This is a genomic window from Brevibacillus schisleri (assembly GCF_055685845.1).
Map to the genome: position 1 here is coordinate 6,665,437 of NZ_JBVNDM010000001.1, position 26,335 is coordinate 6,691,771.

The window sequence follows — 26,335 nt, forward strand, 5'->3', positions numbered from 1 at the left end:
CCTTTTTATAGCTTTTGCAACTTATTCAGCAGTGTAAGGCAACAGTGCTACTTGACGGGATCGCTTGATTGCGATTGTCAGTGCACGTTGATACTTCGCAGAAGTACCAGTTACACGACGTGGCAAGATTTTGCCGCGCTCGCTGATGAACTTTTTCAGCAAGTCAACATCTTTATAATCGATGTGCTTGATTTTGTTCACTTTAAAGAAGCATACTTTACGACGCTTATTAGGACGTCCTTTGCGTGCCATGATAGTCCCTCCCTCTTAGGAATGTGAAAGTTATACGATACTAGAACGGCAAGTCATCATCTGAAATGTTGATCGGCTTGCCTGCACTCGCGAAAGGATCACCAAACGGATCGTAGTCATTATTTCGTTGACCGGATGGTTTGTTACCCCCACCCATGCCTGGTCCTGGATCGTATCCGGAATTGTCTCCGCCAGATTCATTGCCTCGACCGCCCAAAAATTGAACGTTCTCCGCAACGACTTCCGTCACGTATACCTTTTTACCTTCTTTATTATCATAGGAACGTGTTTGCATACGTCCTTCGATGGCTGCTTGTCTACCTTTACGCAAATAGCTTGCGCACAGGTCGGCAAGTTTTTGCCAAGCGACAATGTTAATGAAGTCCGTTTCTCTTTCTCCCGCTTGATTGGTGCGGGGACGATTGACGGCCACAGTAAAAGTAGCAACGGCAACGCCATTTGGCGTGTAGCGAAGTTCAGGATCTTTCGTCAGGTTGCCGATGAGAATGACTTTATTCATCTTGGTTCCCCCTCTGATCGCGACAATGATTACTTCTCATCACGAACAAACATAAAGCGGATTACGTCGTCATTGATTTTCATCAGACGCTCAGCTTCCGCAACAGCATCGGAGTTCGCTTTGAAGTTCATCAAAACGTAGTAACCTTCACGGAACTTGTTGATCTCGTACGCAAGACGACGTTTACCCATTTCTTGAAGCTTAGAGATTTCGCCACCATAGTTGGTTACAACATCGCTGTAACGAGCTACATTGGATTTTACTTTCTCTTCTTCAAGGTCTGGACGCAATACATACATTACTTCGTATTGGCGCATACCTTTTCACCTCCTTATGGACTTTAGCGGCCCTGTTCGGGCAAGGAGCGAGTGCTAAAACGAAACGCACAAAACATGCACTCCATAAATACTCGCATTATCGTATTATAGCAAAACGCCTATAACGAATCAAGAATTTCGTATTAAACGTTGAAGCGGAAATGCATAACATCTCCATCTGCCACTACGTACTCTTTCCCTTCAAGACGGTACTTCCCACGTTCTCTGGCTACTGCTACAGAACCAGCATCTACCAGATGATCATAAGCAATCACTTCGGCACGAATGAAGCCGCGCTCGAAATCGGTATGAATCACGCCTGCCGCACCTGGAGCTTTTGTACCCTGACGAATCGTCCATGCGCGAACTTCTTGTACACCTGCAGTGAAATAAGTTACTAATCCCAACAGTTTGTAAGCAGCACGAATCAAGCGATCGAGACCAGACTCAGTAAGACCGAGCTCTTCCAAGAACATCTCTTTGTCTTCGCCCTCGAGTTCAGCGATTTCCGCCTCTACTTTCGCGCTGATGACAACCACTTCTGCACCCTCACTCGCTGCATGCTGGCGAACTGTCTGCACATGCGGGTTGTTGTCTGCATCGTTAATGCCGTCTTCCGCTACGTTGCACACGTACAGCATTGGCTTGATTGTCAGCAGATGCAAATCGCGAATCCATTTGCGCTCTTCGTCATCGAGTTCTACACTGCGAGCAGATTGACCCTCTTCAAATGCTGCTTTCAATTTTTCCAGCACGTCCAACTCTTGCTTGGATTCCTTGTCGCCGGATTTCACTTTGCGCGCAATGCGGTCAATACGACGATCAACAGAGTCCAGGTCAGCAAAAATCAGCTCCAGGTTGATTGTCTCGATATCGCTCAAAGGATCGACACGACCTGCTACGTGAGTGATGTTCTCATCTTCAAAGCAACGAACAACATGGGCAATCGCGTCCACTTCACGGATGTGACCCAGGAACTGGTTGCCAAGTCCTTCACCTCTGCTCGCGCCTTTTACCAAGCCTGCAATGTCTACGAATTCAAACGCAGTTGGAACTACCTTGTTCGGTACAACGATTTGTGTCAGCTTTTCCAGACGCTCGTCTGGCACCTCCACGATCCCTACGTTCGGGTCAATCGTACAGAACGGGTAGTTAGCCGATTCAGCGCCCGCTTGTGTAATGGCATTAAACAATGTCGATTTTCCTACGTTAGGAAGACCTACAATCCCTGTAGCAAACCCCATTTATATACACCTCGTTCATTTTTGTTTTCTAACTTGAAATAGTCTATCATATTCTTTCATTGCGTCCAATCTGCCATTAACTTGAAACAACCCGTCTCCTCAAAACAGGGACGGGTTATTTTCTAGCCAGCTAGAATAAAATCGACGAATACTGGTGAGCGCAGCATCCCGCCTTTTGTCCAGTTTCTCATTTTGACGCGTGCTTTAATTTGCGGATTAATATAAACATGCTCACGATCTTCACCGGTGATCAACTGTTTCGCCACTCCATAAAATGCCTGCTTGTGAGTAGGAGGAACACCAAGTTCAATTACACCTGCAGGTCGTCCGTTGTAATGTGCCAACCATCCGAAGTCACCTTTACGCCATCCAGCAATATGAACGTCAACATAGCTATAGTTGATGATCTTTAAGAAGTCATCCGTTCGCTTATCTGCATGGTATCTCCCGTCCTTGCGCTTGGCGACTATACCCTCCATATTTCGAGCAACAATTGCATCCCATAAGTCCTCGCCTCGACCGTCAATGTACGCGATTTTGCTTATTGTTGGCGCATCCGTTATCGCACGTTCAAGGACAGCTTTACGCTCCATTAGAGTAAGCCCTCGAAGGTCAGCGTCCTCGTATCGTAAAATATCGAACACTACGTATGATATCGGCAAACGGGACTTGCTAGACTGGAATCGCTGCATAGTTAGTTCGAAGTCTGGAATACCCGTATTCGGGTCCATGACAGCGAGTTCTCCGTCAAGAATCATGTCAGGACCGTCCGTAATGAGTTCGGGGTATTTCGCTGTTACATCGTTGTTGTGCCTTGTATAAAGTCGCGTCACGCCGTTACTTCGGGATAAAATTAGGCGGTGGCCGTCTATTTTAGGCTCGAAGACGTAGCGGCCGTCCGAAAATGGTTTATCACTTTGCTCAAGCAGCATTGGGTATATAAATTCCATATAGCATCACCACTATAATTGTATCAATACCCAGAGAGACATGCGCTGGTAATTACTCGTAACTCACCTTCATGATGTCTAGGAAGGGAATTTTCCGTACTGTTTCGTTTTCCTCTACATGAACTAGCCTTGTACGCGAATCAAGTGCTGTGATTCGTCCACGCACTTTCTCGGTCATCCCCCAAACGGTCAACGCTCTCTCGTCTCCATCATCTTTTGCTTCAACGAGCTGATTCCCTAATTCCTCTAACTCAAATTCATCTCTTGTAGGACGTTTTGGTGTAGCAGACTTTGCCATAGAGCCCTCCTTAATCCGCTTTTACAGCCGTTATATGATCCATAGATATCCACTGGCTATCTTCATCAGTCACAAGCTTTATTCTCCTGCCGTTCTGGTCAATCCACTTGACCACGCCCCACATCGTGCATGTGGTTCCCAGGTTGCCTTTTACTTGCTTCCACCACGTTACTGTAATAGCATAATCTGCCCGCGCTGAATCGTTGATAATGTAGTTTAATGACTCCAGTTCATCTTGCTCGATTATAGGCATGACTACGAGTCTATCGTCCGCCTTCATCTGTAGGTACAACTCCCGCTGCTCTGGCAGCACAAAACGCATTGAAAAAGGATTTTCTATCTTGCTGGCCATTTGCCCTGCCCCTTTCGCTCCCACGTTTCATATACTTCCATCTTGTCAGGTTCCTCCCGCCGCCACTCGATGTATTCTTCGCGCGCCAACCCTTCAAGTACCGTCATTACGTCTTCACGGCTTCTTCCGGTCTTTACGCATATCTCGTCGACACTCGGAGGTCTCGGTTTCATTGCCGAATAGTTTCCAATAATCCGCAGCACCTTACGCTCAATATCAGATAGGGTCATAGTAACCACTCCTGCAAAATAGGAACATTTGTTTGTATTATATGCGAACAGATTGCGAACATGCAAATACAAAAAGGCCCCTTCTCAAATTGAAGGGGCCTTTTGTTAGTCTGAAATTAATGTAAAAGAATCAATCTGGAACGCAAAAGCCAGCAGGAATCGGGGTTGCTATGTAGTAAAGGGTATATCCATTATTATCCCAATTGCACATCTCATTTGCCCCGTATAAAGCGGTAAGGACTGTAGCTACAATAAGCGGAACACCAGCCAAATTAGCTAGTGCTGCAGCTCCTGCACCTCCTGCTAACGCTTTTCCTATCTTTGCGGCTTTACTTGCACTTACGTGGTATTCGAGATAAGCCGCCATAGGCTGTATGTTTTTTGCTGAATTCTTTGAACTGCAAGCTGAATTTGTGTTTATTACATTTGCTTTTGTATCTAATATATTCTTGCCTACGACCAAGTTCCCTTTTTTGATTTCGTTATTTGCGAAGACAATAGTCTTTTCGAATTCTTCAAATGCTTCTTTGCTAACTCCCGCTTCTTTGTAGTTGTTGTAACCATTTACAACTAGACCATTCTTAATAAAGGTCTTTTCTTCCAAATCAGATTTTGCAATTTCAAGCAGTAGATCAAGATTACGGTCATTAATTTGTTCTGCTGCATGAACACTAGGTACGGCTACCTGAGAGTATCCAGTAAATAGAAAAGCTGTAGTCAATGCAACTGCTAGTAACGATTTAGTTATTTTATTTTTTTTCACTTGTCTTTCCTCCACCCTTATAGTCTAGATAGGTCATCCAAGCAACAACCGCAACTGTGATAACTACAGAAACCTTTTTACTTATTCCCATGCTAACGTCAAGATCAAAAAAACTGAATGCCAACAGCGCAAGAAGTATAACCAAGAGAATTTTTTTGATAATATCACCTCAAATCAATATTCTCTTAATCATAATAATGGTAATTACTTGAAAAGGTTGTAAAAACATGTCGAATCAAAAAATAAAAATTTGTAAAATCATGAACGCTTAGTATGAATAAACAGGAGTCAGCTCGAATCCTTTACTCTTTTTTCTTTTTCCAAGTTCGTTCCCTCAAGTATCTATACATATGTGATACCAGCCAGGTCCATGTGTGCTTGTAAATCCGTTTCTTATCCCCTTGAGTCGTTCCACGAGCTGTCGTCACACTATCTAGGGCTAAATTTGATCTCCATTCTCTCACCTTTACACAAGCGTTTATTCCTGTCTTATGATGGATGACGAAAAAGGAAAAGCCCCACTTTTTAGTGGAGCAATGCCGAGCCAGTCTCTATAGGTCCAAATTGTAATATTTTTTCCCAGCCATCTGGTGGCCCATACATTTGCCAACCAGGACCATCTTGCAAACGCCATTCGGGGTCTGTACACAAAACTTGCCCTCTTTCTCCGGCGTCAAAAAGATACGGTCTTTCCCCGAGGTCAAAACTCAGTACGGTGCCGCGTTCACCAATATCCTTTAGAATGTGGTTGAACATTCTATCACCTCGTTTTTCTCAATCATACAATTGTTCCATAAAATAGAAAAGCCCTCCCCCGATCAACGACCAGTCTTAGCCCTTGAACATGAGGGGAATGTGCAAATAAAAAAACCTCCCCCGGATCTCCGAAGGAGGGACTTCGCAATTTTTCTGAACAAGCTTTATTACCTATCCAGGAAAAAAGTCGTGTATTATTTACCGCTTTTGTCCTGAAATGGGGTAATATCTTAGTTATAAAATTTGCATCTTATAAAAAATTGAATCGGTGATGAAAAATGCACTTCCAGCTATTAACAAGGGATAAGCGAATCGACCATGATATTTGGCAAGGCAGATATCAATTTTATTATGCACGAATTGAAAAACCGTACAAAAAAGATCACCCGGATTTCAAACTATATACCTTTAAAATCCGAAAGCCTACTGGCGAGGTAATAACTTCTGAGTATCTGAATCAAAGTTTCACTAACCTTGAAGATTGTCGGGACTTTATCTTCAAGTGGATCAAAAAAGAGATAAAATCGCTAAAAACGAAGGCATTATAAGCAATTACCAAAGCCCTCCCCAGAATTCACCGAAGGAGGGCTACTGTAATTATTGGCTTTTTACTGATGTAACTTCCGAATCTCCTTCATCATTCTTGATACGCTCTGCATCCACGAATCCTTCAGCCACCATGTACGCGACAACAGAGCCTAGAGCCGTAATCATGGCGGTTACCTTCGTAATCGTGTCACCGTCCATTCCAAACAGGACCAGCACGCTCGTGATAAAGGCGGCCACTGCCATCCACAGTTTACGTGATGAAAGTTTGCGTTTAAACTCTTCGCTCATGATCTACATCCTCCTCTTGTTGGACAAGAAAATCCGGTGTATTGGTAGCTCGATCCACAAGGACAAACAAGAGCCACGGTAGGTCATTCAAGACCTCCTGTGGCTCTGTTCGTAATCGTTTTTTCCACTCTTCTGCGTTGTTGATCAAGGCTTTTCCTTCCGTATCCTTCTTGCTAGCAAGGCTGTCCAACGCCTTGTCTACGAGTTGGAGCTTCCACGGTTCCAGTGCTTTCACTGCGTCCTCATCTCCTCTATCCACAGGTTTATCAACAGATTGGTAATATTCTTGCAAATACGCTACAGGATCGGTATGTGTACCGAATCCACCGCGCCGAACCTCGTAATGCAGGTGTGATCCGGTGCTACGTCCAGTACTGCCTTGCAGTCCGACGACGTCTCCACACTTGACCTGGTCACCAACCTTGACGGATGCACTGTGTAGATGGGCATATAAGTGTGTGCAGCCGTTCCGGTCTTTAACAGCTACTACAATTCCAAAGCCCCCGAATCCTGATCCTTTTACACCTTCTTTTGCGTGCGTGACGACACCTGTGACAAAGGCATGGATTGGTGATCGATGTTTTTTAACCAGGTCAATCCCGGTGTGGAATACCTGCTTGTTTGTAAACGGATCTGCACGCGGTCCATATGGGCTTGTTACACGGTATCCTTTGAGTATCTCGTCTACTTTAGACACGTGCATCGTAGTCCTCTCCTTCCGTGTCATGCTCGCTGGAACGTGGTTTGCGGTACTCTTGCACTGCTCGTACACCGAATACGCCACCTGCAACCGTCATTAGGACTGGAGCCATCATATCCAATAGAGCAAGGTAGCCCGAACTTACAGGCTTACCTAGCAACGACAGAATAAGCCCAATCGCTACGAAAAGAAAAAAGACAGTGCTTGCGATCAGGAGCAGATAGTCCTTCTCACTAACACCATCTCTGTCATTAAGGAACGTCTTCATACCGCCATCCCCTTCCACAGCAATGTTATTGCTCCAGCGATCAGCGCACCAATAACCGTACGCCAGAGCCATTTTTGATTATCAGCAACTTCGTTCAATCGATGATGCGCTGATTTCCCATATTGAAGAGCTTCATTTGCTTTCTCTTTCGCCTCTTCCGCTGTAGCACGAACATCAGTCATAGAGTCCAGTTTTGTCTCTACTCGGACAATCCGCTCTCTGATATCAGATAGTACCTGCATCTCATTGTTTGACATGAGATCTTCCTCCTCACCCCCTCGGGGCACAAAAATAGCCCCGCTAGGAACGAGGCTGGCTCAAGGTATTGTTGAAATAAAAAATCACTAGCTTAAAAATCTTGGCTAGTGATTTGCTTGAATTCTTCCGGGGATATTTCTCCAAAAGGATTTTCTGTTGTTTTTACAGCCAGTCGCAACTTCTCTGCTGTAATCCACTTCATGCTAAACGCCAGTTCCCAGAATGCCATTAGTTACCACCCCCTCTCAATTGGATTAGCTCAAGCTTAACCATGGCAAGCTGCTTCCCCATCGTTTGGATTAGCGCTTCTTTTTGGATATTACTAGTTTTGAGTGAGGAGAGCTCCTGACCAATCGTCATAACTGGATCTGTTTGTTGCTGTTCTCTAATCACCGAAATAGCCTCTTTATTTTGCATCTTCATTAATCGAACGCACCCCCATAACCATTTACAAGTACACGTTCCTTAGCTGTTCCTTTGTCGATTGTTACCCATAGATTAATAGCCCATTCGGGAGCTGTTTTAACCTTATTGGTAAACAAGTAGCCTCGATTTCCCTTTACTGCCCCTGTGCAATCTTCCCATGTAGGTACTTCATCTAAGTAGTTATTGCAGACTTTTACACTTTCAATGGACGAGCCTTCTGGTAAGTATCTTTCAAGTGTCACCAGGACACGCAAGGGCATCCCATCTAGTGTAAAGTCTGCTTTAATATCAGGATTTCCGAACTCTAGCATAAATTCGATATGAGTCTCTGTTCGGGTGAATGTATAAATCCGTTCGGATGAGATTCCTGCGCTGTCCGTGGCAACGATCTTGATTTGATGCTTCACGTCTAAATCCAATCGAATCCAAGCATCATGACTGATTTCTACTTTGTATTGCTGTCCAGCTACGCCCGTAAACGACCTGATTTGTTTTCCGTTCAGATACTCGCTAAAAGTGAAAGTGTTGCCCTCTGGATCAGTGGCTGAATAGTTCACGGTTGGGGGTTGCATGAAGATGCCCAGGTCTTTGTCTTCACCATCGATCACTGGTGGTCGATTCCATACGACTCTAAACTTACGCACGATTTCCAAGCTCTTACCCGGCTTGTTGTCCTCTGCCAAGACAGTAAGGGTATGATCGGTATTCTCGGCAAGGTCTATCCCCGTAAGATCAATTGTGCCAAGGTAAATACGCTTGTTTTTGTAGGTAAGCGTCTTATCAAACAAAATAGGCGTGCTACCATCCGATATGCCGGATGCAGCCGCCTGAGCAGGTCCGCTATTGATTTTGTACCATACAGTGACGACATTGCCAGCGTCCTCATCAACAGCTTCACCGAGTACATTTAGAGTAGCATTTTCCGTCAGTGTCTGATTATCCGGGGTGTTCAGTGTGACGACAGGCTTTTTGTTGAGGTTTAAAACACCGCGATATCTGACCGCTCCTGTTGTCTGGTAGATTGTCGGTGGAATCACGAAATCCGTCTGGAATGTTGGGTCATAGAACGTTGCTGGATTAATCCCCATGTTGTCGATGAACGGACCGCTGAATGACGCGAACTCGTTCGTTGACTCGATCCGCTTGATGTATCCGCCTTCTTCGTAGGTAATGATCAGCTTGCCATTTTTGTCGCTGGTGATGCTGGGATTTTTGCCAGCAACAAGTATTTGAGGTGTCGCCCATACAGGTCCTTCAACAGAATTGCAATATCGGATCATTTCGGGACTCGTAAAATCAGTACCCTGCCATACGACGTGTAGTTTTCCATTGGGTGATTTGACGATTTGGGGAGATGCCTGCGGGTGGGAAACACTATTATAAATAGAAAATGGATCTTCCCAGTTAGTTCCATTGAACAATCTCCCTTGCACATGTACCGCTGTGAACACATAAGCTATTACAGGTCGTCCGTTTTTGTCAAAACACAAGCTAGGAGATGTGTGGTCATATCCAGAAGCATTGATTGCTGTTACCTGCACCGTTGCGCTTGGTGTGCCAAGGGTTCCATCGGTGTTGATTGGGATGGAACCAGCGCGAACGTTGAAATTGCTGGGATAGGTGATGTTTTTTGTAGTAGCTGACCACCATAGTTTTTTGCCGTCCAAGGTGATAGCAGCATTTACAGAACCAATGGCATTTTGTCCTGTTTCAACCAGCGCTTCGCCTATATAAGTAAAATTATCGTAAGCGTAGATTCTTACGTGTTGGTTTTGGAAAGCGACAATTACGTAAATGTAGTTTCCGAAAGAAGCCAATGAAATGTCCTGAATGTTCGTCATGCTGGGGGATTTAGCTAGCGTCCAGTTTTTTCCGTTGTCCAATGACTGATATAGATACCATGTAGTTGAGTCTCTGACCACCCCTACCATCTTTCCATTAGCGAGCCTCGCAGGTCTTGCCATGCGGGAAACGAGGTAAGTAGACGATACCACATTGACCGGAACGAAAATTTTTCCGTCTTCTTGTACTACAGTGAAATTCCGCGTTTGCTTGGCTGAATCGTCTGTTCCGTCATTTGCCCAAATCTGAATCGATGCCGTCTCAGTTGGTAACAAGCCAGAAACGTCCGTCTGTCCGTCCCAGAAACGCCCCTGAGAGTATGTCAGTGTTTTACTAAATGACTTAGGATTTGACCCATCAGATGTACCAAGGGCGATTGTCTGTGTTGGTCCGCCAGCTATAGAGTATTTGACAGACAATGACTGACCAGCGTCCACATCGGATACTGTGCCCTCTAGCTTATAGACGCTGCCTTCCGTCAATGTTTGATTATTGGAAGGGGACGTGAGTGTTAGTGATGGTGGAGTGTTAAACAAGGTAATAACAACAAGACCGTCACCACTGCGTAGACCAGGAGTTGTCGAAGCATTAGTCAGCGTTCCTATATAAGATGATCCGCCGCCTCCGCCACCAACATTTCCTCCACCACCACCATAGTAACCGCCTCCGCCTCCGCCGCCCTGGGTGCCAGATGCTCCTCCAGTTCCGAGCGTACCAGGCAAACCGTCGCTACCTGTACCGTTAGCGTTTGATCCTCCTTGTCCTCCAGACGACTGTGTTCCGCCAGTTGCTTTGATGTAGTTAAAAGCCCCATCTGCACCTGTCAGTCCTCCGCCATCACCGCCTTTGCCCCACGATTCGGCATTCCCATACCCGCCACCACCACCACCTGCAACAATAATTCGATTAGCAAGGGCTGATCCTCCAACTCGCACGTCACTGGCGCCGCCGCCGTTAGTATTGCTGCTAGTACCAGACCTTTTTCCTCCACCGCCATTGAAACCAGTAAGCGTCCCACCAACAAAAATATTTAACACTTGTCCAGCAGATGGTACATACTCACCAACGGCATAACCGCCTTTACCGCCAGCAGTCGCGCCTGCTAAAACTGACGGACCTTGTGCCCCCCATGCTTCAATCTTGATTTTTTTTACTCCATCAGGAACCGTCCAAGCTTCTGCTGTTCCCGTATATAGAAAAGTGTAAGTTCTCCTCCCAAGCACGTCCGTTCCTATTACTGGTGCCACACGCATCCTCCTTCCTTCTGCAAACGGCCGTTATTATGACCCATTCTTGTTTTTACCACTTAAACCTCCAGCCGACTCTGAGCTTCGTTATAGTAGCCCCGAATCACCCTGATAAAGCTGATAGTAGAAAGGTCATCGTTGAAATTGTTGTGTACGAATCCGTCAGGCAAAGTGGATTCGATTGTATTCACTCGGACTTTCAAGTTCGAAACATCTGCTTTCAACACCTCAAGCTCCGCGTGAGCATCCGCAATCCCTCGCTCCCAACGGTTAATGTCGTGTTCGGTCACAGGATCGTCTTGCTTCCAATCCGTCTTTGCTACATAGGACACCTACATCCCTCCTCTCGCTTCAATAACAAAGGTCAGGTTTACGAACTGCGCCCCGTTCATTTCAATGGTTCCTTTTTTCTCAGCAACCACAGCTCCGGTACGCGTTCGCAACTTCACATTCGTAATGACTGGAACGCTGGATACATGTTGGGCAGATACTTGTAGTGCTATCCCGTCTTTTATGCCTGCAATTGGGTGCGAAGCAATCTCCACAGCTTGTACAGGTACTGAAACTGAGCCGTTTATCAAAATGTCGCCGCCCGACACCCTAGCCAGCAGGTCATTCCGGACGGTTTGCAGATAGCTTGGCAGGATCATTTCACGACCTCCTCATAGCGTTTAATAGGTGTCATACCTACTCGAAACTCATAGACCTTGTGATACTCCTTTATCCCGACAACTAAGACGTCTCGCAGCTCGATTTTTTCGGACACCACAGGTTCAAAGGTGACACCATTACAATGTACTGGTCTGATCCTCTCAACAGCTTGAACAGCGTTCTTTGTATCAAATCGGTCCTCCATCGGGTAAACGTACCGAATCACCTTTTTGCCGTAATCCTCGACCATCTGGACATGCTTGAATGACGAGGAACTCAACCCAATTGCACGCAGCACGCTTGGAGTAAATCCAAGATACGACCAGTGCTTTTGCTGGATATTCTTTCGCCGTTCCTCAATACTCAGCAATTGCTTTCTCCCGAAGTAAATCCAATCCCAGACATCCAACCCCCAGGTAGCTGACCATGGGCTAAACTGCTGTAGGATGTCCTCACGCTGCAAATTGAAAGCATCTACAACTTTCCCTGCACCTTCAAAGTGATATTCCGCCACTTTATTCTCGTACCATTGCGGCGGCAGCATCCGCCGATAGCGTTCTGGAATCATGCTGTCACCGCCATCGTTAGTGTCGAGACAGAGTCAGCAGGAACAGTCACATTCAATTCCGCGCCGTTTAAGGTGTAGCCTGTGAAATCTATTACCCCATCCACGAAAAAGAGCGCTCCGATCTGCTGATACACGATCTGAGAACGCCCTTTTAGGTAGGTTTTGATTTGCTTAGTAATTTGGTCTTTGACCTTCTCGATTTCCGCATCTGGTCTCAAAGTAAGTTTTACAGCGATAGTCACCGGATACACTTTCGCGGGTAACACCTGCAAGTCATGCAAGGCCCTGCGTTTGTCTTCCAGTTTCGTCCGTACACTCTTAGCCAGTTCCTGCCCCGCAGGGTTGCCTGTCAGGTCTGTGATATACACGTCGATAGATAGGTCATGCCGCTCCTTCTCGATAGCAACTGCTCCTCCTACCCCATCTACATTTCGCGCCCACCGCTCGTAGTCTTGACGTCTGCCGTCTCCCTCTTCTGTACGAGCTTGATCAATTAAGCGCTGCCGATATGCGTCGTCTGTCTCCGCCTCATTGCGAGATAAGCCGAAGAATACGCCTGTGGCATCCAAAAACTCTCCATCCGCCCAAGGCAGGAACCGCTGGAGGAACCCGTACTCCAATAGCTGTTGTTGATCGCTTATTTCCTCCGCAATCGGGTATCCGAGGTCATAAAAGATTTCTCCCTCTTCTGTCGCTGGGGGCGTGTCTCCGCGCAACTGTGCGATGGCCAACATCCGGTTAGCCATGCGCTGATAGATTTGATCAGGCGTCTCACGTAGAATGGGCATGGTCGGTTTTTCTATCGTTGCCATGCATTCACCTCCAATCGGGTTTTGCCCCTTATGCCTTCAATTTCGAGTGAAAAAACTAATCGGTTCTCCTCAAACTTTATTCCGAACACTTCCACATGTTCAATCTCACCATGAGCCTCAAGCGCTTCTTGTACCTGTGTCTTTATAGTTGGCAACGAAATCACTGAGCGCATTCTCCCCACTTCAAAAAGAAAATCCACGCCGTATTGTTCTGAGTAAATCTCATACCTGAAGCGACGCGTATTCAGGATTTTCTTTGCAGTCTCTTCCAGGTACTCCGCATAAGTAGTCGTCCTCAAATACCGCCCATCTGGTCCTTGCATTAGTTGTTTTGTGGTCCAGTCAAATTTATATGTCCATGGAATTGGATCGTCCACAGATTGAATGAGTTGTGTCTCATCACCTTCCAGAGTGGGAAACATCACTCCACCACCCCAATGAGGAGATATTGACCGTTCGTGCAGGAAATTAAAGCAACCATCTTCCCTATATCCTCTTGGCGTAATTGGGCTGAGCGCAAGGTAACAATTTCATCCCGTTCTAACGGTGTTGGGTCTTCATCAAGCTTGACGGACAGGGGCGACAGCGACAAGAGTCTCCCAAACTCACCTTGTGTGTTCACTATGCCGTCCTGTGTGAGCCCTTTCAGTTTTGCAATAGCTGCATGCATACTAAGCCCTCCTTTCCAGTTGCAAGTCCATCGAATATTGACCGCCCTTCCATCTGGCGTTGCAGTTTGTCACAATCCAATCGGTTACTGTTTTTTTGTCCTTTTCCATGATCTTGATGAGCCAGCCCGCGCGAAGTCTTGCAGCGTTATTGTCTTCATGTCTGACGGTGATTGTGCGTGTTTTTGGTATCTTCGATAATTCGGAGAGTTGCTTCGAAGCAAGGGAAGATAAGTTTTTCTCTTCTCCCGCATCGATCATCTTTTGCATTCTACCGATTTGCTTGATCAATCGCGCGTTCTCTTTGGTGACGCTAGATGCTAGGCTATCCCCTTTGTATTTCTCAACGGTGACCACCGTATAGACTTCCTCAATACTCTCCCCTGTGGCACTTTTCTCTAACATGTTCGCCTGAAACATAGGGACGACTTTGTTCCCGCCTTCTGGTAATACGGTCAGTTTGTCGCGTAAATGCTGAATGAAGTATCTCTTTCCCGTCTTTTCATAAGCCTTCTCCGTTAGAGACGTAAACAAGGACGCGTAAGACTGAGAAGAGAGGCGTTCCTTGATGTCAAAACCAAAGGAAGGACAACTGAACTGGATACCCGCTGCCTTCACGATACGTTCTAACTCCTTTCCAGCATCGCCATTCAGCTTGATCCGTGAAGTCTCGTTCTTTTGCAAGTACCAGCTCAACTCGTAGGCGGTGGCAGAGAGGTCGCTGGTCTTATCGTCTCGTTCAAACCGGACGATCGGACCATGAAAAAACTGCATCGACTCCTTCGGTTCAAAGCCCGAAAAAAGCATCAAAAAACCCGCCGATTGTAGGGGCGGGGCATGGCGTATGTTGATATCTGCATTCTGTGCAATTTGTCCTCGTGATGAGGTCCAAGATAGTTCCAGCGTCGCCTTAGTAAGGTCGAGCCTTGAAGCATCCTTGCCATAGATTACTTTCATGCCGCACCCTCGCCCCTTGTCTACGGAGTAAATCCGGTTAATTTCTGGCTAATCTTTTGCTTTTGTTGTTCCTGGACAACAGGTTCAATAAGCGACACCTTCTTTTTTGCTTTCTTCCCTGTTGTATTTGCACGTTTACTCGTTTGCTTGGTGATGACTTTGCTTGGTTGTAATACCTGTTTGGAATTTGACCAAGAAACAAAATCCGATTTGATATAGATGGGAAACTCAATTGTCCCTCTAAAGCTCCCATTGATCCCTGAGAATTTGCCCTCACACGGGCCAATGAGCACATTCCATGCCAAATTAAGCTCGTCAATGGTTAACAAAACTTCCGCATGCGACAGTCGATCCAAGCCAGCAAGCCATTCCCTCGGCCCCTGATACCCTTCAACCTCCACGAGTGGATTTTCAGGGTCTCCCGGAAGCAAAAATTCAAATGAGATTGATTTCGTTTTCCTACCTGTGTAACGGTTTAACGAATCCAATGTGATAGACGTCGTTGCCTCTACATCACTCCCGTAACCCTTGAACTGTACTTCCCCGGGTGTGACTGGAAAGGTCAAGCGATACTTCCCTTGTAGACGTATCATGCGGCACCCCCGTTCGTTTCCACTGCATCAACGATCAATTTTTCCACCGACTGTGATAGCTGGTTCATAACTGGGGGTGACTTCAACAAGGCGATGAACTTCTCTTGGTTGATATCGCCGGAGATATGGAGATGGATTTGGATAGGTGCGTCAGCTTTTACATGTATGATTTTCGCTTGATTGGAACCAAACGAAGAACGCAACGGCCCGACCATACCGCCATTTGCATATGGAGTTACCCCGAGTTTCCTTGTGGTATGACCCAGTAACTCCAGCGCGCGTTTTCTTCTACCGGCTGAAAGAGGGATGATCACTTCTGGCCCGGCTTCACCGACGAGTCCCAAATGCGGTTTGTTGATCATTCCACCGTTGGCGTACTTCTTCCCCCAGCCAAATAAGTTCGAGAGACCAGCACCCACACCAAGGATGTTGTCTTTCGCAGATTGCACCTTGTTCCCCAGCCAATTTCTCGTATTTGCGTAGCCGTTTCCAATCATGCTGCCTATGTTATCAATAGCCCCGTCAATCGGTTCTTGGTACTTGTCATAAAGGGTTGTAGCTAACCATTCTCCACCTACCGTACCTGCCAAGCCGCCAAGAGCTCCACCAGCCATTGTTCCCGCTCCCGGAGCCGCTAAGGACCCAAGTGCTGCTCCAGCTATGACACCACCCAACGCGCCGCCTCCCATACCGCCGATCACTTTCATGATCGTCCGGTTCCTTTCTTGCTTATTATCTGCGTTAGCAATGTCCCATACGTCCATGGCATAACCGATAGGCTTTACTGCCTTGCCAATTACTTTCATCACCTTGCAGAACTTGAAGTCTAAATTTCTCGTACGGTGTGCGTCTGCTCGTAACCGCATAGCATCGTCGATACTCGTTGCTGACGACATGCTGGCATGGTAGTTATTCCAACGCTGCTTGATCATCTTTTTGAAAGAGTTGCTCGTGCCTTCGACTACTCCTGATGCATAACCGATCGGATCGTTATTGTCGTCAATGAATCCCTTCACAGTTGCGACACGGTGTTCCCACTTATTCGTATCAATCCCCAATCGCGCCCCAACTTGCTTCCACAGTTCGTAGGCTCGATTCTTTCTACCAGTTGAAAGTGGTATGATTGCCTCGGGTCCAGCTTCACCGACCAACCCTAGGTGGGGCCTGTCGATTACCCCGCCGTTTGCATACGCTTTAGCTGTCGTCTTCCCAAGGGTAAAGCCGCCAGTCAAGTCTTGAATGGTACTAGAGATACCCGTTTCGATATTACCTGGTAAATTGGCAAACCACGCTTGTACGTCAACAAGGAACTGATCAAACATCTTTTTTGCTTGATCCAGCCACACCTTAACTGCATCAGGCAACCCGCTCAACCAGTTCACAAAGGAATCTTTGATCTCCAATCCTTTTGTATAAAGACCAGTTGCTAACTCCCCAGCTTTTTGCCACCCCATGTCGCGCAACTGGGCAAACTTTTCGCTACCATATCCGACGATGTAACCAATGGAAGCAACAAATCCGTCAGGCATGTTGCCCCAAAATCGGTCAAACTCTTGCTTTGCTGGCGCGAGAAATCCATCTATCTTCGAGGATATTCCAGATGCGTACTGACTAATCGCCCCCATTCCATCTTCTGCAACGTCAAACAGCCACTTTCCGAAGGCTTCCCCGCCGATAGCTCCACCGATTGCACCTACAATGCCTCCGACAAATGTTCCGATGGGGCCAGCTCCCACACTACCCAATGTAGCACCAGCTAAGGCACCTCCCCCAACTCCTCCTAGCCACCCGCCAATTGAACCCCACAGGTTCTTGCTATTTCCTTCGGTAGCCGCTGTAGCAGCCACGTCAACTGCCCCTAACAATGCGCCAATCACGGGAACCTTCTTCATCACTTTCGATAGCATAGAGAATCTTGAGCCCATAGCCCCAGCTCTCGATGCAATATCGGATGCAGACTCCCCGACCGTACCACCAGCGCGTCGAATTGCTCCCCTTCTAAGGTCTTCTCGCCTTATTGTTCTCCGGTTCCCTGTCTCTCCGGTTCCACCACCACTCGCTGCGACACCAACATCTTGAGAAAATTGGCTTAATGCTAAATCCCGCAAGGCTCTAGCTGCAGCTAGGACTGCCGCTTTGAGTCCCCACAGCCCCGCTGCTACCCCTCCAACTACAAGGCTAAGTGTGGCAAGTGCCCCTCCTGAAGACATGCCATCTAGTTTCTCTTTGAACCACTTCACTTTTGCAGCTAAGAATTCCATGGCTGGGGCAAGGTCTTGTCCAACAACCACACCCAGCTCAATAAACTCATTGATCAGCGTGTTTTTTGCCTGTTGAAAACCTTTGAGTGGGTTGCTGTCCTTGTAGACTTGGAAGCTTTTGTCCAGCTCGCCTTTTAATTTGTATTGATCATGCTGACTTTGACTGATACCCCCGGCTTTACGTAAGAGTTCAGCAAACGCCTTTGTGCCCAGGTCTTCTCCCGGACCCGAACCAATCTCATTGAGTAACGCTTGCCGCACTTCTTCGTCTTTGATCGAGCCGAATGTCTGCATAAGCATACCGACAGCGCTTTGTCTTTTGGCTGCGTCTCCTGATGATATGAGCTTCTGTACTTCCTTCGCTTCATCCTCGGCTTGCTTCTGTGCTTCTTTTGAATCGATACCCATGGATTCGTATGCGGTCTTTAAGGCATTTGTCAGGTCGCCTTCGTTGTACAACTTCAGTGTCGTTTCCTTCAGTGCATCAAAACCTTTATCGATAGACCACAGGCCGTTCATCTCTTCCATCAAGGCGGCGAGCTTCTCAGGTGTATCCAGAAACTTCGTGACCTGCACGCTGTACTCAATCAAGCTATCTAATGCCTCACTTCGAATGTCCGTAGTGTTCTTGGCGACGCGTGCAAGGGTATCCCCGAAACGTCCGGTATCCTTGATGTCCTTCCATGCGTTTTGCATGGCGAACATCGTCTTTTGGTACTCTTCGACACCACCCATGTCTGGCCGAATTGCATTTAGCTTCAATGCTTGCTGAGACATTAAATAGGCGCTTGCTTGATTTAAGCCAGCCTTGCCTGAATAGCGTTCTGAATCGGTAAGCAAGTCTGAGACGGTCGCTCGATCTATACTTTTATTTAGGGCAGTCAGCTCGGTCACTTGTTTTCTATATCTGGCCATCTCTTCTTTGGTGGCCCCGATCACAGCTCTACGCGCTTCGGCCTCCGCAGAAGCCACGATTTGGTCGAATAACCCGATTCCACCCACCATTCCAGCACCAGCAGTTGCACCCGTCACAGCAGCCGTCAAAATGACTTCGGCTTTCGTGCCGTTGAGGTCCCTTACTTCATTTCTTACCCTTGCGATTTCTCTCTCTGCCTGATTATCTGCGGTGATCGTTGGTCTAGCTCTAGTACTGCTCAATGATCGTAACTCGGTCTCAAGCCGCTCCACTTCGCGTCGCATACCCTGTATTTCTTGTCGAAAAGCTTGTTCGCTCTGCTCAGCTACCCGTCGTACATTTCGCAACTCATCCGCAACATCTTGCGTGGACTGATCCAAGTGCCCAAGTTCTCTCCTAGCTACACGTGAGGCCCGGACAATGCTTAACAGTTCCGGAGAAATTCGATTTCGTGCGCCAAGTACCGCTGTTACGCCTAGACGGTTCATTTGGTCCACCTCCAGCCCTAGAAACGAAAAAGACGCCCATCAAATAGGCGTCTGACGTCTCGTATTCATAATAGTAAGAGTCCTATCCATGCTGTAAAACCACTGACTGCTTCCAGAATAATCATTAACATGATCCCTACACCAAACTTCTTCAAGAACCTCCACTCTTTCGGTGCCTGCTTTATGATAGCAAAAGGCCCGACTACCATAAAAAACAATCCTGTCAAAAATAGTAATACTCCAATGAGCGACAACACATGAACCCCTCCCGAGAATCTTCTCTCCCCAATGACATGATGTCATGTCGCTCGGGAAAGAAGGAGGCACAAGCTGTCATTCTTCCCCGCCTTCTGCCTCTACTCCTTCACAAGCGAACAAAAAAAGTTTCTGCATATATGGGTCTACTTCATACTCTACGACTTCCGAGGGGAGTCGGTTTCGATTAAGCCAAATTCTTGCAAGTAAATTTGCCTCCCCATCGGAACGGATTAGTTTTTTAGCTCGTCAATAGCCTCTTCTTCCGTTTCTGGCGTATCTTTTGATAGTTCTTCAACTGCTCTGATTAACGCTTTGTACCCTTCTGGATTATTCTTGAACAGTCGGGCAGGCAAATCGTACTTATCTTTGGCTTTATATGCCTTTAGCAGCTCCTTGTCATTCCAAGGAAATGCGTGTTCTGTTGCTTTTACAATTCGAGCATCACTATATTTTAAAGAATCGAAATCCCCGTCTTTTTCTGCCATTTTGAGGCACGCCCGGCTATCCAATAGATTCAGCTTCCGAACAGACCATTCATCTCCATCGATTATCACCGTCGTGGTTACGTGCTCTACTGCTTCATTTGCCTTTGCCAGATATTTTTGCAACAGATTACTCATACTGTTCACTCTCCTAATTGTTTAATAGATTTAGTCTTCGTATTCCGAGAATTTCTCAAGGAAGTCCGGTTTGTCGTTGGTTTTCCCGCGCAGTTCATAAGTTCCTTTATCGTTACCTTCTGCCTTTGCCTCAAAGATCGTCAGTTCTTCTGGAACCAATCGGATATTAGTAAGCCGAACCCGCTCTTTGAAGTCATTCTCTTTATCCCATTGCTCACCAATCAGCATAGGGATAATAGGCGTCTTCCCTTGCGTGATCTTGTCGATGATGAAGTACTTCAGGTCAGCGTTTTGGGCAGTCAAGATCATCGTCACTTCAACATGATAAGAAACAATGTCTTCCGTCTCACCTTTTCGCAAACGGTGAACAGGTTCTACTTGCGTTTTAAATACCGCTTTTGCTTCCAAGACCCCCTGAAATGGGTCTCCGTCTTCATCATAAACCTGGGTGTTTTTTAGGTATAAGTTATGAGCTGCCAATCTAGTTCACCTCCCAGTCGATTTCGAAGTATTCAATGGCATCCAAAGGACGAGCAGACAACAAGAAACCTCGACGGTCCCCTTCACCATTTTTCTTATCAGTGAAAGTCCATCCGGTATCAATGGCCCCTTGCCTTTCGCGTTCTTCCAAGTACAGCTTGCAGCCACCTACGAAGACGGCTCCGCCCAGGTCGTTATTGCTCAGCTTGCCTTTGTACTTTTTGCCCACAGCATTCATGTCGTTTACGATCTGATCCATGGTCATGCTGACGCGAATTTTGCCGTAGTCCTCCCGCTCATTTGGTCCGATCACAGACAGCGTGTTGACGGCACTTTCGATGATGTAAACATCGCCGTCTCGGGTGGCAATCAGCGTGCCAGAGCTAAGGGCACCTATGATATCACCATGGCCCCAATCCTTTAGTGCTTTTTTCAACGGAACAATCACTCCGGTCAAAGACTGATTTGCTGGGGTTGCCGCTAACATACCAGCTAACCATGCCGCCCATTGAAGGCTGCTGTATGACTTCCCGTTGGTGTGTGTTCCCGCAATCGCGCAATTGACCACATAGCGAGCATTCATGGAAACAGAACGCTCGATGTGCTTCGCCATGTTCTCGTCATCCGCCGCTTTGCCACCGATTACCAGCGTGCTGAGCTTCTTGCTGAGTGAACGCCGATCCTTAATGAACTGCTTGGCTGAAATCGTAATCGCTGGATCGTCAAAAGGCAGATACATGGTCTCGAAATCAGCACCAGAAACAGCGGCAAACAGCTTTGTAGCGTCTGTTGAAGTTAACCCTGTGTTACCAGTAGTTCCCCCGGTCAGGGCTGTCTCTGCAACATCAGTAATCGCAATATCCCCCGTTTTGGTTGCTCGAACATAGAGGGATTGGGATGTTTTTGCGACAAGCTCGGCTGCATCTGCAAAAGAGAATTTCTCGATTTTGATCGGCCCTTTTACTTGGATCTCCTTTTTCCCCGGTTCAGCCGTGGATGGGGAAATGGTAATCTTTAATTCATTGCCACGAAGCCCTGGATAAAGCGCCTCGATCTTGATTGCATCCGCCTGTGTATACTCGGCTTTTTTTGCATTTCCATTTGTGATTCGGTACGCGAGAATCGTAGCGCCGCCTTCTGAAGCAAGCTCAATGGTATCTACTTCTCCAAAGGTTTCTGCAACACGGTCGTCATAGCTGGTTATCTTGATCAACGTATCAGGAGCTCCCCACTCTGCTTGATAGGGGACCAATGCAACGCCGCTTTTGGGCACGATACGTTCCTTCGCTTTTGTGATTAGTTCGACCATCGTACCAGGCCGTTCCCGTTGAATCGTCATCTTTACACACCGCCTCTATATTTTGTTAACCGACGAGCAACGTCTTTCTCGGTCAACATGTGATGATCGGAGACATCAAAAAGAGCGCCAGCAACTTCGAACCTTTCGGCTCCAAACTGTGGTGCTCTTTCAATCCACTCCGTTTTCAGTAGTTTCGGTTCGGCTTTAGCAGCCAGCCGCTCTCGCGTTTCTTGCTGAGTTGTCACGATTTCCAATCCTCCTCGATTTCGAATGTGTGGACTCTCGGCATATCGGTTATAGGAATCGGAACGGTGTATTCAAAGCGAAAAGTAATCTCTGTCCGGTCTTTTTTGTCAGACCGAACTCGAAAAGTCGTGTTGTCAATGTTGATATACAGCCCGTCCGTCTTCCCGCGATAACTGTACCGTTCACGCCTTAATAATTGTCGGAGTGGCTCGGTGAAAATCGGTTCATAAACCTCTTGGCCTCCCTTTATCACTTTTTTGTGATGCAACACAATCCCCGCGTCGGAAATAATTTGGTATGACGTCAGTGTATTGCCACGTTCTGAAACCTCTTGGGTCTGAATGAACGCCACAGGTGGTTTAAAATTCCCCGATAGCCACACATCCAAGCTGTACAGGATAGCGAGGGAAGGGAATGCCTCGTTGATTAAATCGATAATGCATGACAAAGCCCGGTTCTCCATCACCTCAACATCCTTTCCAGCTCAGTTTGTAACATCCGTTCGAGCAGGGCCTTCATACCGCCTTGGAAATCTCTTAAGGCGATATCAAAATATTTGCGGCCGATAAAACTACGAGGCTTGACCATGAAGCCACCTTTTGCAGATGGGTCATAGATGAACTTACCCACTCCATTCCAATACCCCGGAACAAAATACGACTTGTCGATCGTATAGCCTTCATTGAGGTACTCTGCATAGGTCAGATTGGAGCCGACTTCCAGCGACAAAGTGTTCCGGTCACCATCGAACTGCCAAACGTTATTCTGATCGCCTTGCGTGAATGAATTCCACAAGGTCCCTGTATCAATCAGGTCTTGGCTGTTGAGCTCATCAATAACATGGTTGAGTAGTTCTTCCCCCAACTGGTAATAGATGCGCTGCATGATATCAGGTAGTTCCCTGTTAAATTGCCTCATGCGGTCCTCAAACTGACGGAAATCCATTACTCGGCACCCCGTTTTTTCTGAATGGCCGTCACAGCCAGAAACCGCCGTCCAGGTCTGGCATCCACCACAACAAACTCCCCAAGGTTAGGCAAATTAAGCCGATCATCTTTTCGTACATCCTGACCCAATAAAAAGGAGAGAGTCGCTTTATAATCCCATTCCACCGGATCGGTATTTACTGGACGCTGCCACGATGACTCCACGCCTCGTACACAGCCCATAACTGTCTGTGGGGGTAACTCGGTAGGGAAAACTATGTTGCGCTCACCCTGAACCGTTTCTGTACGTTTCAGAACGATCTGATCATTCATCCGATGATTCATAGGAGCATCACCTTAACGTTGCCCCCATCAGTCGCTTCGGCTGTGAAAGACATCCACTGACGAAGCAAAGAATCTACCAGCGGGCTTCCTGTTGTGACAGCAGCTCTTTCAACCGACCAGGAATAACCCTGATCACTTTCGGACATGATGCCCCGCGCCTCCGCACCCAGCACCTCGTCATTGTCCGTCAGGGTCATAGCCTCAACCAAACGGAAGTGAGCCACTTCGAGTCGGGGATCATCGTCCACAAACGGCCTTGAAGTGAAAAGCTCGATCCTTACCTTGGCCTCACCAATGAGATAGGAAAGCCGCTCAGGTGTCTTTTCCTGAACGGCTCGTGTGCTACTCTGCTGCTTGACCTTCTCCGCTGTTATCATGGCTCATCACCTCAGTTAGCGCCGCAACGATGTCAGCTTTTTTCATATTTGCAGTTACTTCTATTCCTGCTTCCTTAGCCATCAACCGGAGTTCGTCTACGGTGTGCTTGTCCAATGGAACTTGTTGACCCGATGTGTCATCTTCTTGAACTTCTTCCAAGTCTTCAAACCACTGTAGATTTTCCCATTCTTCCTCGCTGACTGGGTATGTCTCTCCGGCATAAAAGAAACGCCCACCACCTATGTGAAGAGCGCCTGTCGCATGTTTGTATTTTACTAGCACTTGATGCCACCCCTTTACAGTTTGTCACCCGACATCCATGCTACAGCTTCCAATTCCAAGACAACGGCATCGGCATACGCAAACAGAATGTGATATGTTGAATCCTTAATGGCTGCTGTCGCTCCATCGGCAGTACGTTTGTACCGTACATCACGAGTGAACACAGGAACCAGGTTACTCAGCGGAGTAAGAGCAACGAAACCAGTCTGCAAGGTTTGGACAACCTCAATTGGATAACCCGCGATCTCTGTCAATTTGCCATTCACCAGCGTTACATCACCAAGTGCAGTTTGGCGCTTTTGGATGAGGGCCACAATCTTCTGATACGTCCGACGCGGCATAATCCACGTCAAGTCAGTCATGTTCAAATATTTCTCGTCAAGCAGCAAGACATGGTTCACGAAATCATCAATAGTTGGCTCTGCCGCGCCCAAAGTTGTTTTGATGGTAGATTCCTTCATTTTCTTGACAAACCCATCCATCACTTTCAAAAACGGATGAGGTGTGGTGCCATCAGACAATTTTGCCGCAGTGTCACCATTGAAAAGCAAATCTTGTAAATCAACTCCAAACTGTTTTTGTACCAGATCAATCGTCTTGGTTTCAACATCGTCTCCGCGTGCTGTGTTGTTGTACCAAACATCATCGTCCTTCAGCCATTCATCCCAGTACACCTTTTTAACCGCATACGGAACGTCAGGTGTTTCTATACTTCCTGTTCCGGTTGGATTTTCTGTTCCGGTGTGCTCACGAATTTGACGAGACTTCACTTTCAGTTTTGGGAGCTTGCTGCTCGGTACGTCCGTATACTTTGCAGACAGCTTTGGAAGAGTGGACGCATTTTTCAATGTATCCACCATGAATTCCTCAGCCTCTTTTTTTGGCATGGTCAGGTTTATGGATTTGCGAATACTTGCTAGTTGTTGCTCTTTGGAAATCAATTCGTTATTTGTACGCATATTATTGGCCGCCTCCATTCATCAAGCTCATATAGCTTGGTGTCTCACTTTTGGTAATTGTAGTATCCGCAGGTGGCTGTCCGCTGGAGCCTCGACTGTTTTTAACCAGTTGTACTTCAGCTGACAAAGTTTCCATCTGTTTTGTGATTGGTTCCAGAGCACTTTGAAGGGCTTTAGTAATAGCGTCTGTCTCTGGTTCCTGATTGTTAGGTGGTGGCGTTTGCCCACCTGAATCATCCTTCTTCAATTCGGTAATCTCTGTTTGTAAATGCTCTAGCTGTTTCGTAATAGGTTCCAAAGCTGCTGATAAAGCTTTTGCCACATCATCTGCTTTCACGTCTTCTTCCTCCTTGTCATCCACCTCAGCCAGAATGTCGGTCAAGGTGCTATGGGCTTCTTTCAATTTGTCCATGCGTGCAGCCGAAATCTTACGTCCAGCCTTGGCAATCTGTTCAGGAGGCTTGCCCAGTGCCTTTGCAATGTCATTGGCTCCAAGAATCTCTTGGAGAATGTCGGCAAAGTCCTGTATGGCTTCCCTTGCCTTCTCAGGATCGTTTTCAAACTCGTAACGATCGGTATGGTAGTTGTAGCGTTGAACCGTACTCGAAAACGAACTCCAAGCTGTCCAGAAGTCGTTTGACTTCTTGTTACGCTCATACTTATCTTTCACCTCGCCTTTGACGATGCGGGTCAATGCCTTGGCAAGGGAATGCAAAAGCCCCTTCTCTACCGTTTCATCGTCGGTATCCGAAGAGGCTCCCTGAATCTTTTCGCGCTTCCCAACTCCCCACATCGAGAAGCCAGTAATTTCGCCTTTTTCGATTTGCTCCCATGTGTCAGCATCCATTACCTTCACGCCAGCCACCCAAGAACCTTTCTTGATCTCTTGATCGCCAAGCTCCATATCTACAGGAGCAATGTACGATTCCACCACGTACCCTTTGTCTACGTCTAAATCGTGCTGCTTATCGATGTTGTATGTGTTCTGGCGCTCCATGAAACCATGGGCTGCCTTCTCGATTTCTTCGGCTGTCATTTGATCTTCATGTGCATCTTCGGTATCAGGCTCATAAACGACGCCATAAACAATCTGCTTTGCTTTATCTGCCTTTGCTATGCGGATATCTTTCTGTAACGGCTCTTTTCCCTCTTCCTTGATGATGGCGAACGGCCTGCCATTTGCCCCTTTATCCACGAGAGAAATATGCGTGATTCTGGCGTCCTTCAATGCATATCCCATTTTTCTATTCACCTCCTCTCTACAGTATGAATGAGCCTCGTAACACTCCTTCGTCATCGCGATTTAAAATCAGCGAAACCTCCGGAACCTCTTCCCCCGAAATAAGTTCAGGTAGTGAATTATTCGT

At 47.0% G+C, this 26,335-nt stretch carries 37 protein-coding genes; all 37 read right to left on the minus strand.

Annotation, left to right across the window (positions count from 1 at the left end; translation table 11 throughout):
* Positions 1–21: 21 nt before the first annotated feature.
* Positions 22–252 (minus strand): 30S ribosomal protein S18, encoded by a 231-nt coding sequence (rpsR, locus tag ACUUHJ_RS31420; RefSeq protein ID WP_016739387.1) that lies wholly within the window; start codon positions 250–252, stop codon positions 22–24.
* A 40-nt stretch (positions 253–292) separates the two neighbouring features.
* Complete coding sequence (locus ACUUHJ_RS31425) at positions 293–772, minus strand: single-stranded DNA-binding protein (protein ID WP_016739386.1); 480 nt, start codon at positions 770–772, stop codon at positions 293–295.
* A gap of 29 nt (positions 773–801) precedes the next feature.
* On the minus strand, positions 802–1,089 hold the full coding sequence (gene rpsF / locus ACUUHJ_RS31430) for a 30S ribosomal protein S6 (RefSeq protein ID WP_007720183.1): 288 nt from the start codon (positions 1,087–1,089) through the stop codon (positions 802–804).
* Positions 1,090–1,232: 143 nt separating this feature from the next.
* Complete coding sequence (ychF, locus tag ACUUHJ_RS31435; RefSeq protein ID WP_056488837.1) at positions 1,233–2,333, minus strand: redox-regulated ATPase YchF; 1,101 nt, start codon at positions 2,331–2,333, stop codon at positions 1,233–1,235.
* Between the two features lie 122 nt (positions 2,334–2,455).
* Positions 2,456–3,283, minus strand: coding sequence for an ATP-dependent DNA ligase (locus tag ACUUHJ_RS31440; protein ID WP_472301015.1), 828 nt, complete (start codon positions 3,281–3,283; stop codon positions 2,456–2,458).
* A 52-nt stretch (positions 3,284–3,335) separates the two neighbouring features.
* Positions 3,336–3,581 (minus strand): YolD-like family protein, encoded by a 246-nt coding sequence (locus ACUUHJ_RS31445; RefSeq protein WP_472301016.1) that lies wholly within the window; start codon positions 3,579–3,581, stop codon positions 3,336–3,338.
* A 10-nt stretch (positions 3,582–3,591) separates the two neighbouring features.
* Entirely contained in the window at positions 3,592–3,933 is a 342-nt protein-coding gene (locus ACUUHJ_RS31450) for a YolD-like family protein (RefSeq protein ID WP_472301017.1), read from the minus strand.
* The gene (locus ACUUHJ_RS31455) at positions 3,918–4,163 is read right to left on the minus strand and encodes a hypothetical protein (RefSeq protein ID WP_472301019.1); all 246 of its coding nucleotides are present in this window, start codon (positions 4,161–4,163) and stop codon (positions 3,918–3,920) included. Before ACUUHJ_RS31455 ends, ACUUHJ_RS31450 begins: the two co-directional genes overlap by 16 nt.
* 130 nt (positions 4,164–4,293) lie before the next feature.
* Positions 4,294–4,926 (minus strand): hypothetical protein, encoded by a 633-nt coding sequence (locus ACUUHJ_RS31460; RefSeq protein WP_472301020.1) that lies wholly within the window; start codon positions 4,924–4,926, stop codon positions 4,294–4,296.
* A 525-nt stretch (positions 4,927–5,451) separates the two neighbouring features.
* Positions 5,452–5,682: a hypothetical protein gene (locus ACUUHJ_RS31465; protein WP_472301021.1), complete on the minus strand. Its 231-nt coding sequence runs from the start codon at positions 5,680–5,682 to the stop codon at positions 5,452–5,454.
* A 597-nt stretch (positions 5,683–6,279) separates the two neighbouring features.
* A complete protein-coding gene (locus ACUUHJ_RS31470) occupies positions 6,280–6,519 on the minus strand; it encodes a hypothetical protein (RefSeq protein WP_472301023.1) in 240 nt (79 codons plus the stop codon).
* Positions 6,503–7,222, minus strand: coding sequence for a M23 family metallopeptidase (locus ACUUHJ_RS31475; protein WP_472301025.1), 720 nt, complete (start codon positions 7,220–7,222; stop codon positions 6,503–6,505). The genes ACUUHJ_RS31470 and ACUUHJ_RS31475 overlap by 17 nt, the downstream gene beginning before the upstream one ends.
* Positions 7,209–7,487, minus strand: coding sequence for a hypothetical protein (locus tag ACUUHJ_RS31480; protein WP_251252249.1), 279 nt, complete (start codon positions 7,485–7,487; stop codon positions 7,209–7,211). Before ACUUHJ_RS31480 ends, ACUUHJ_RS31475 begins: the two co-directional genes overlap by 14 nt.
* On the minus strand, positions 7,484–7,744 hold the full coding sequence (locus ACUUHJ_RS31485) for a hemolysin XhlA family protein (RefSeq protein ID WP_199928903.1): 261 nt from the start codon (positions 7,742–7,744) through the stop codon (positions 7,484–7,486). The genes ACUUHJ_RS31480 and ACUUHJ_RS31485 overlap by 4 nt, the downstream gene beginning before the upstream one ends.
* 92 nt (positions 7,745–7,836) lie before the next feature.
* Complete coding sequence (locus ACUUHJ_RS31490; RefSeq protein WP_472301026.1) at positions 7,837–7,974, minus strand: XkdX family protein; 138 nt, start codon at positions 7,972–7,974, stop codon at positions 7,837–7,839.
* On the minus strand, positions 7,974–8,138 hold the full coding sequence (locus tag ACUUHJ_RS31495) for a hypothetical protein (RefSeq protein WP_472301027.1): 165 nt from the start codon (positions 8,136–8,138) through the stop codon (positions 7,974–7,976). The genes ACUUHJ_RS31490 and ACUUHJ_RS31495 overlap by 1 nt, the downstream gene beginning before the upstream one ends.
* Before the next feature lie 29 nt (positions 8,139–8,167).
* Complete coding sequence (locus ACUUHJ_RS31500; protein WP_472301029.1) at positions 8,168–11,260, minus strand: glycine rich domain-containing protein; 3,093 nt, start codon at positions 11,258–11,260, stop codon at positions 8,168–8,170.
* 59 nt (positions 11,261–11,319) lie between these two features.
* Entirely contained in the window at positions 11,320–11,592 is a 273-nt protein-coding gene (locus tag ACUUHJ_RS31505; protein WP_472301030.1) for a hypothetical protein, read from the minus strand.
* Positions 11,593–11,910, minus strand: a complete 318-nt coding sequence (locus ACUUHJ_RS31510; protein ID WP_472301031.1) for a hypothetical protein — start codon at positions 11,908–11,910, stop codon at positions 11,593–11,595.
* Positions 11,907–12,479 carry a hypothetical protein gene (locus ACUUHJ_RS31515; protein WP_472301032.1) on the minus strand — a complete coding sequence of 191 codons (573 nt, stop codon included), beginning with the start codon at positions 12,477–12,479 and terminating at the stop codon, positions 11,907–11,909. The genes ACUUHJ_RS31510 and ACUUHJ_RS31515 overlap by 4 nt, the downstream gene beginning before the upstream one ends.
* Positions 12,476–13,291: a baseplate J/gp47 family protein gene (locus ACUUHJ_RS31520; protein WP_472301034.1), complete on the minus strand. Its 816-nt coding sequence runs from the start codon at positions 13,289–13,291 to the stop codon at positions 12,476–12,478. The genes ACUUHJ_RS31515 and ACUUHJ_RS31520 overlap by 4 nt, the downstream gene beginning before the upstream one ends.
* Positions 13,279–13,713, minus strand: a complete 435-nt coding sequence (locus ACUUHJ_RS31525; RefSeq protein ID WP_188066592.1) for a DUF2634 domain-containing protein — start codon at positions 13,711–13,713, stop codon at positions 13,279–13,281. Before ACUUHJ_RS31525 ends, ACUUHJ_RS31520 begins: the two co-directional genes overlap by 13 nt.
* A complete protein-coding gene (locus ACUUHJ_RS31530) occupies positions 13,713–13,961 on the minus strand; it encodes a hypothetical protein (RefSeq protein WP_472301036.1) in 249 nt (82 codons plus the stop codon). The genes ACUUHJ_RS31525 and ACUUHJ_RS31530 overlap by 1 nt, the downstream gene beginning before the upstream one ends.
* A gap of 1 nt (position 13,962) precedes the next feature.
* Positions 13,963–14,916 carry an XkdQ/YqbQ family protein gene (locus ACUUHJ_RS31535; RefSeq protein WP_472301037.1) on the minus strand — a complete coding sequence of 318 codons (954 nt, stop codon included), beginning with the start codon at positions 14,914–14,916 and terminating at the stop codon, positions 13,963–13,965.
* A gap of 20 nt (positions 14,917–14,936) precedes the next feature.
* Complete coding sequence (locus ACUUHJ_RS31540) at positions 14,937–15,509, minus strand: hypothetical protein (protein WP_472301038.1); 573 nt, start codon at positions 15,507–15,509, stop codon at positions 14,937–14,939.
* Positions 15,506–19,174, minus strand: coding sequence for a lysozyme family protein (locus ACUUHJ_RS31545; RefSeq protein ID WP_472301039.1), 3,669 nt, complete (start codon positions 19,172–19,174; stop codon positions 15,506–15,508). Before ACUUHJ_RS31545 ends, ACUUHJ_RS31540 begins: the two co-directional genes overlap by 4 nt.
* A 488-nt stretch (positions 19,175–19,662) precedes the next feature.
* Complete coding sequence (locus ACUUHJ_RS31550; protein ID WP_472301040.1) at positions 19,663–20,052, minus strand: phage tail assembly chaperone; 390 nt, start codon at positions 20,050–20,052, stop codon at positions 19,663–19,665.
* Between the two features lie 30 nt (positions 20,053–20,082).
* On the minus strand, positions 20,083–20,532 hold the full coding sequence (locus tag ACUUHJ_RS31555; RefSeq protein WP_017251907.1) for a hypothetical protein: 450 nt from the start codon (positions 20,530–20,532) through the stop codon (positions 20,083–20,085).
* 1 nt (position 20,533) lies between these two features.
* The gene (locus ACUUHJ_RS31560; RefSeq protein WP_472301041.1) at positions 20,534–21,871 is read right to left on the minus strand and encodes a phage tail sheath subtilisin-like domain-containing protein; all 1,338 of its coding nucleotides are present in this window, start codon (positions 21,869–21,871) and stop codon (positions 20,534–20,536) included.
* A gap of 2 nt (positions 21,872–21,873) precedes the next feature.
* Positions 21,874–22,077 carry a hypothetical protein gene (locus tag ACUUHJ_RS31565; protein ID WP_472301042.1) on the minus strand — a complete coding sequence of 68 codons (204 nt, stop codon included), beginning with the start codon at positions 22,075–22,077 and terminating at the stop codon, positions 21,874–21,876.
* Positions 22,074–22,541 carry a hypothetical protein gene (locus tag ACUUHJ_RS31570; protein ID WP_106836807.1) on the minus strand — a complete coding sequence of 156 codons (468 nt, stop codon included), beginning with the start codon at positions 22,539–22,541 and terminating at the stop codon, positions 22,074–22,076. The genes ACUUHJ_RS31565 and ACUUHJ_RS31570 overlap by 4 nt, the downstream gene beginning before the upstream one ends.
* Positions 22,541–23,023: an HK97 gp10 family phage protein gene (locus ACUUHJ_RS31575; protein ID WP_472301044.1), complete on the minus strand. Its 483-nt coding sequence runs from the start codon at positions 23,021–23,023 to the stop codon at positions 22,541–22,543. Before ACUUHJ_RS31575 ends, ACUUHJ_RS31570 begins: the two co-directional genes overlap by 1 nt.
* The gene (locus tag ACUUHJ_RS31580) at positions 23,023–23,349 is read right to left on the minus strand and encodes a hypothetical protein (RefSeq protein ID WP_472301046.1); all 327 of its coding nucleotides are present in this window, start codon (positions 23,347–23,349) and stop codon (positions 23,023–23,025) included. Before ACUUHJ_RS31580 ends, ACUUHJ_RS31575 begins: the two co-directional genes overlap by 1 nt.
* Positions 23,346–23,726: a hypothetical protein gene (locus ACUUHJ_RS31585; protein ID WP_472301048.1), complete on the minus strand. Its 381-nt coding sequence runs from the start codon at positions 23,724–23,726 to the stop codon at positions 23,346–23,348. The genes ACUUHJ_RS31580 and ACUUHJ_RS31585 overlap by 4 nt, the downstream gene beginning before the upstream one ends.
* A complete protein-coding gene (locus ACUUHJ_RS31590; protein ID WP_472301049.1) occupies positions 23,692–24,009 on the minus strand; it encodes a Rho termination factor N-terminal domain-containing protein in 318 nt (105 codons plus the stop codon). Before ACUUHJ_RS31590 ends, ACUUHJ_RS31585 begins: the two co-directional genes overlap by 35 nt.
* Positions 24,010–24,023: 14 nt before the next feature.
* Positions 24,024–24,968, minus strand: a complete 945-nt coding sequence (locus ACUUHJ_RS31595; RefSeq protein WP_472301050.1) for a phage major capsid family protein — start codon at positions 24,966–24,968, stop codon at positions 24,024–24,026.
* Between the two features lies 1 nt (position 24,969).
* On the minus strand, positions 24,970–26,208 hold the full coding sequence (locus tag ACUUHJ_RS31600) for an XkdF-like putative serine protease domain-containing protein (protein WP_472301051.1): 1,239 nt from the start codon (positions 26,206–26,208) through the stop codon (positions 24,970–24,972).
* Between the last annotated feature and the right edge of the window lie 127 nt (positions 26,209–26,335).

Coding starts and splice junctions, on each gene's coding strand:
- ACUUHJ_RS31525 (WP_188066592.1), bottom strand. CDS start 13,713: ATGTTTCCCACTCTGGAAGGTGATGAGACACAACTCATTCAATCTGTG.
- ACUUHJ_RS31470 (WP_472301023.1), bottom strand. CDS start 6,519: ATGAGCGAAGAGTTTAAACGCAAACTTTCATCACGTAAACTGTGGATG.
- ACUUHJ_RS31540 (WP_472301038.1), bottom strand. CDS start 15,509: ATGATACGTCTACAAGGGAAGTATCGCTTGACCTTTCCAGTCACACCC.
- ACUUHJ_RS31510 (WP_472301031.1), bottom strand. CDS start 11,910: ATGATCCTGCCAAGCTATCTGCAAACCGTCCGGAATGACCTGCTGGCT.
- ACUUHJ_RS31585 (WP_472301048.1), bottom strand. CDS start 23,726: ATGATAACAGCGGAGAAGGTCAAGCAGCAGAGTAGCACACGAGCCGTT.
- ACUUHJ_RS31550 (WP_472301040.1), bottom strand. CDS start 20,052: ATGAGTAATCTGTTGCAAAAATATCTGGCAAAGGCAAATGAAGCAGTA.
- ACUUHJ_RS31530 (WP_472301036.1), bottom strand. CDS start 13,961: ATGCATGCAGCTATTGCAAAACTGAAAGGGCTCACACAGGACGGCATA.
- ACUUHJ_RS31595 (WP_472301050.1), bottom strand. CDS start 24,968: ATGCGTACAAATAACGAATTGATTTCCAAAGAGCAACAACTAGCAAGT.
- ACUUHJ_RS31455 (WP_472301019.1), bottom strand. CDS start 4,163: ATGACCCTATCTGATATTGAGCGTAAGGTGCTGCGGATTATTGGAAAC.
- ACUUHJ_RS31475 (WP_472301025.1), bottom strand. CDS start 7,222: ATGCACGTGTCTAAAGTAGACGAGATACTCAAAGGATACCGTGTAACA.
- ACUUHJ_RS31465 (WP_472301021.1), bottom strand. CDS start 5,682: ATGTTCAACCACATTCTAAAGGATATTGGTGAACGCGGCACCGTACTG.
- ychF (WP_056488837.1), bottom strand. CDS start 2,333: ATGGGGTTTGCTACAGGGATTGTAGGTCTTCCTAACGTAGGAAAATCG.
- ACUUHJ_RS31425 (WP_016739386.1), bottom strand. CDS start 772: ATGAATAAAGTCATTCTCATCGGCAACCTGACGAAAGATCCTGAACTT.
- rpsF (WP_007720183.1), bottom strand. CDS start 1,089: ATGCGCCAATACGAAGTAATGTATGTATTGCGTCCAGACCTTGAAGAA.
- ACUUHJ_RS31480 (WP_251252249.1), bottom strand. CDS start 7,487: ATGAAGACGTTCCTTAATGACAGAGATGGTGTTAGTGAGAAGGACTAT.
- ACUUHJ_RS31570 (WP_106836807.1), bottom strand. CDS start 22,541: ATGGAGAACCGGGCTTTGTCATGCATTATCGATTTAATCAACGAGGCA.
- ACUUHJ_RS31560 (WP_472301041.1), bottom strand. CDS start 21,871: ATGACGATTCAACGGGAACGGCCTGGTACGATGGTCGAACTAATCACA.
- ACUUHJ_RS31490 (WP_472301026.1), bottom strand. CDS start 7,974: ATGGCATTCTGGGAACTGGCGTTTAGCATGAAGTGGATTACAGCAGAG.
- ACUUHJ_RS31545 (WP_472301039.1), bottom strand. CDS start 19,174: ATGAACCGTCTAGGCGTAACAGCGGTACTTGGCGCACGAAATCGAATT.
- ACUUHJ_RS31440 (WP_472301015.1), bottom strand. CDS start 3,283: ATGGAATTTATATACCCAATGCTGCTTGAGCAAAGTGATAAACCATTT.
- rpsR (WP_016739387.1), bottom strand. CDS start 252: ATGGCACGCAAAGGACGTCCTAATAAGCGTCGTAAAGTATGCTTCTTT.
- ACUUHJ_RS31515 (WP_472301032.1), bottom strand. CDS start 12,479: ATGATTCCAGAACGCTATCGGCGGATGCTGCCGCCGCAATGGTACGAG.
- ACUUHJ_RS31485 (WP_199928903.1), bottom strand. CDS start 7,744: ATGTCAAACAATGAGATGCAGGTACTATCTGATATCAGAGAGCGGATT.
- ACUUHJ_RS31575 (WP_472301044.1), bottom strand. CDS start 23,023: ATGGATTTCCGTCAGTTTGAGGACCGCATGAGGCAATTTAACAGGGAA.
- ACUUHJ_RS31450 (WP_472301017.1), bottom strand. CDS start 3,933: ATGGCCAGCAAGATAGAAAATCCTTTTTCAATGCGTTTTGTGCTGCCA.
- ACUUHJ_RS31520 (WP_472301034.1), bottom strand. CDS start 13,291: ATGGCAACGATAGAAAAACCGACCATGCCCATTCTACGTGAGACGCCT.
- ACUUHJ_RS31535 (WP_472301037.1), bottom strand. CDS start 14,916: ATGAAAGTAATCTATGGCAAGGATGCTTCAAGGCTCGACCTTACTAAG.
- ACUUHJ_RS31445 (WP_472301016.1), bottom strand. CDS start 3,581: ATGGCAAAGTCTGCTACACCAAAACGTCCTACAAGAGATGAATTTGAG.
- ACUUHJ_RS31600 (WP_472301051.1), bottom strand. CDS start 26,208: ATGGGATATGCATTGAAGGACGCCAGAATCACGCATATTTCTCTCGTG.
- ACUUHJ_RS31580 (WP_472301046.1), bottom strand. CDS start 23,349: ATGAATCATCGGATGAATGATCAGATCGTTCTGAAACGTACAGAAACG.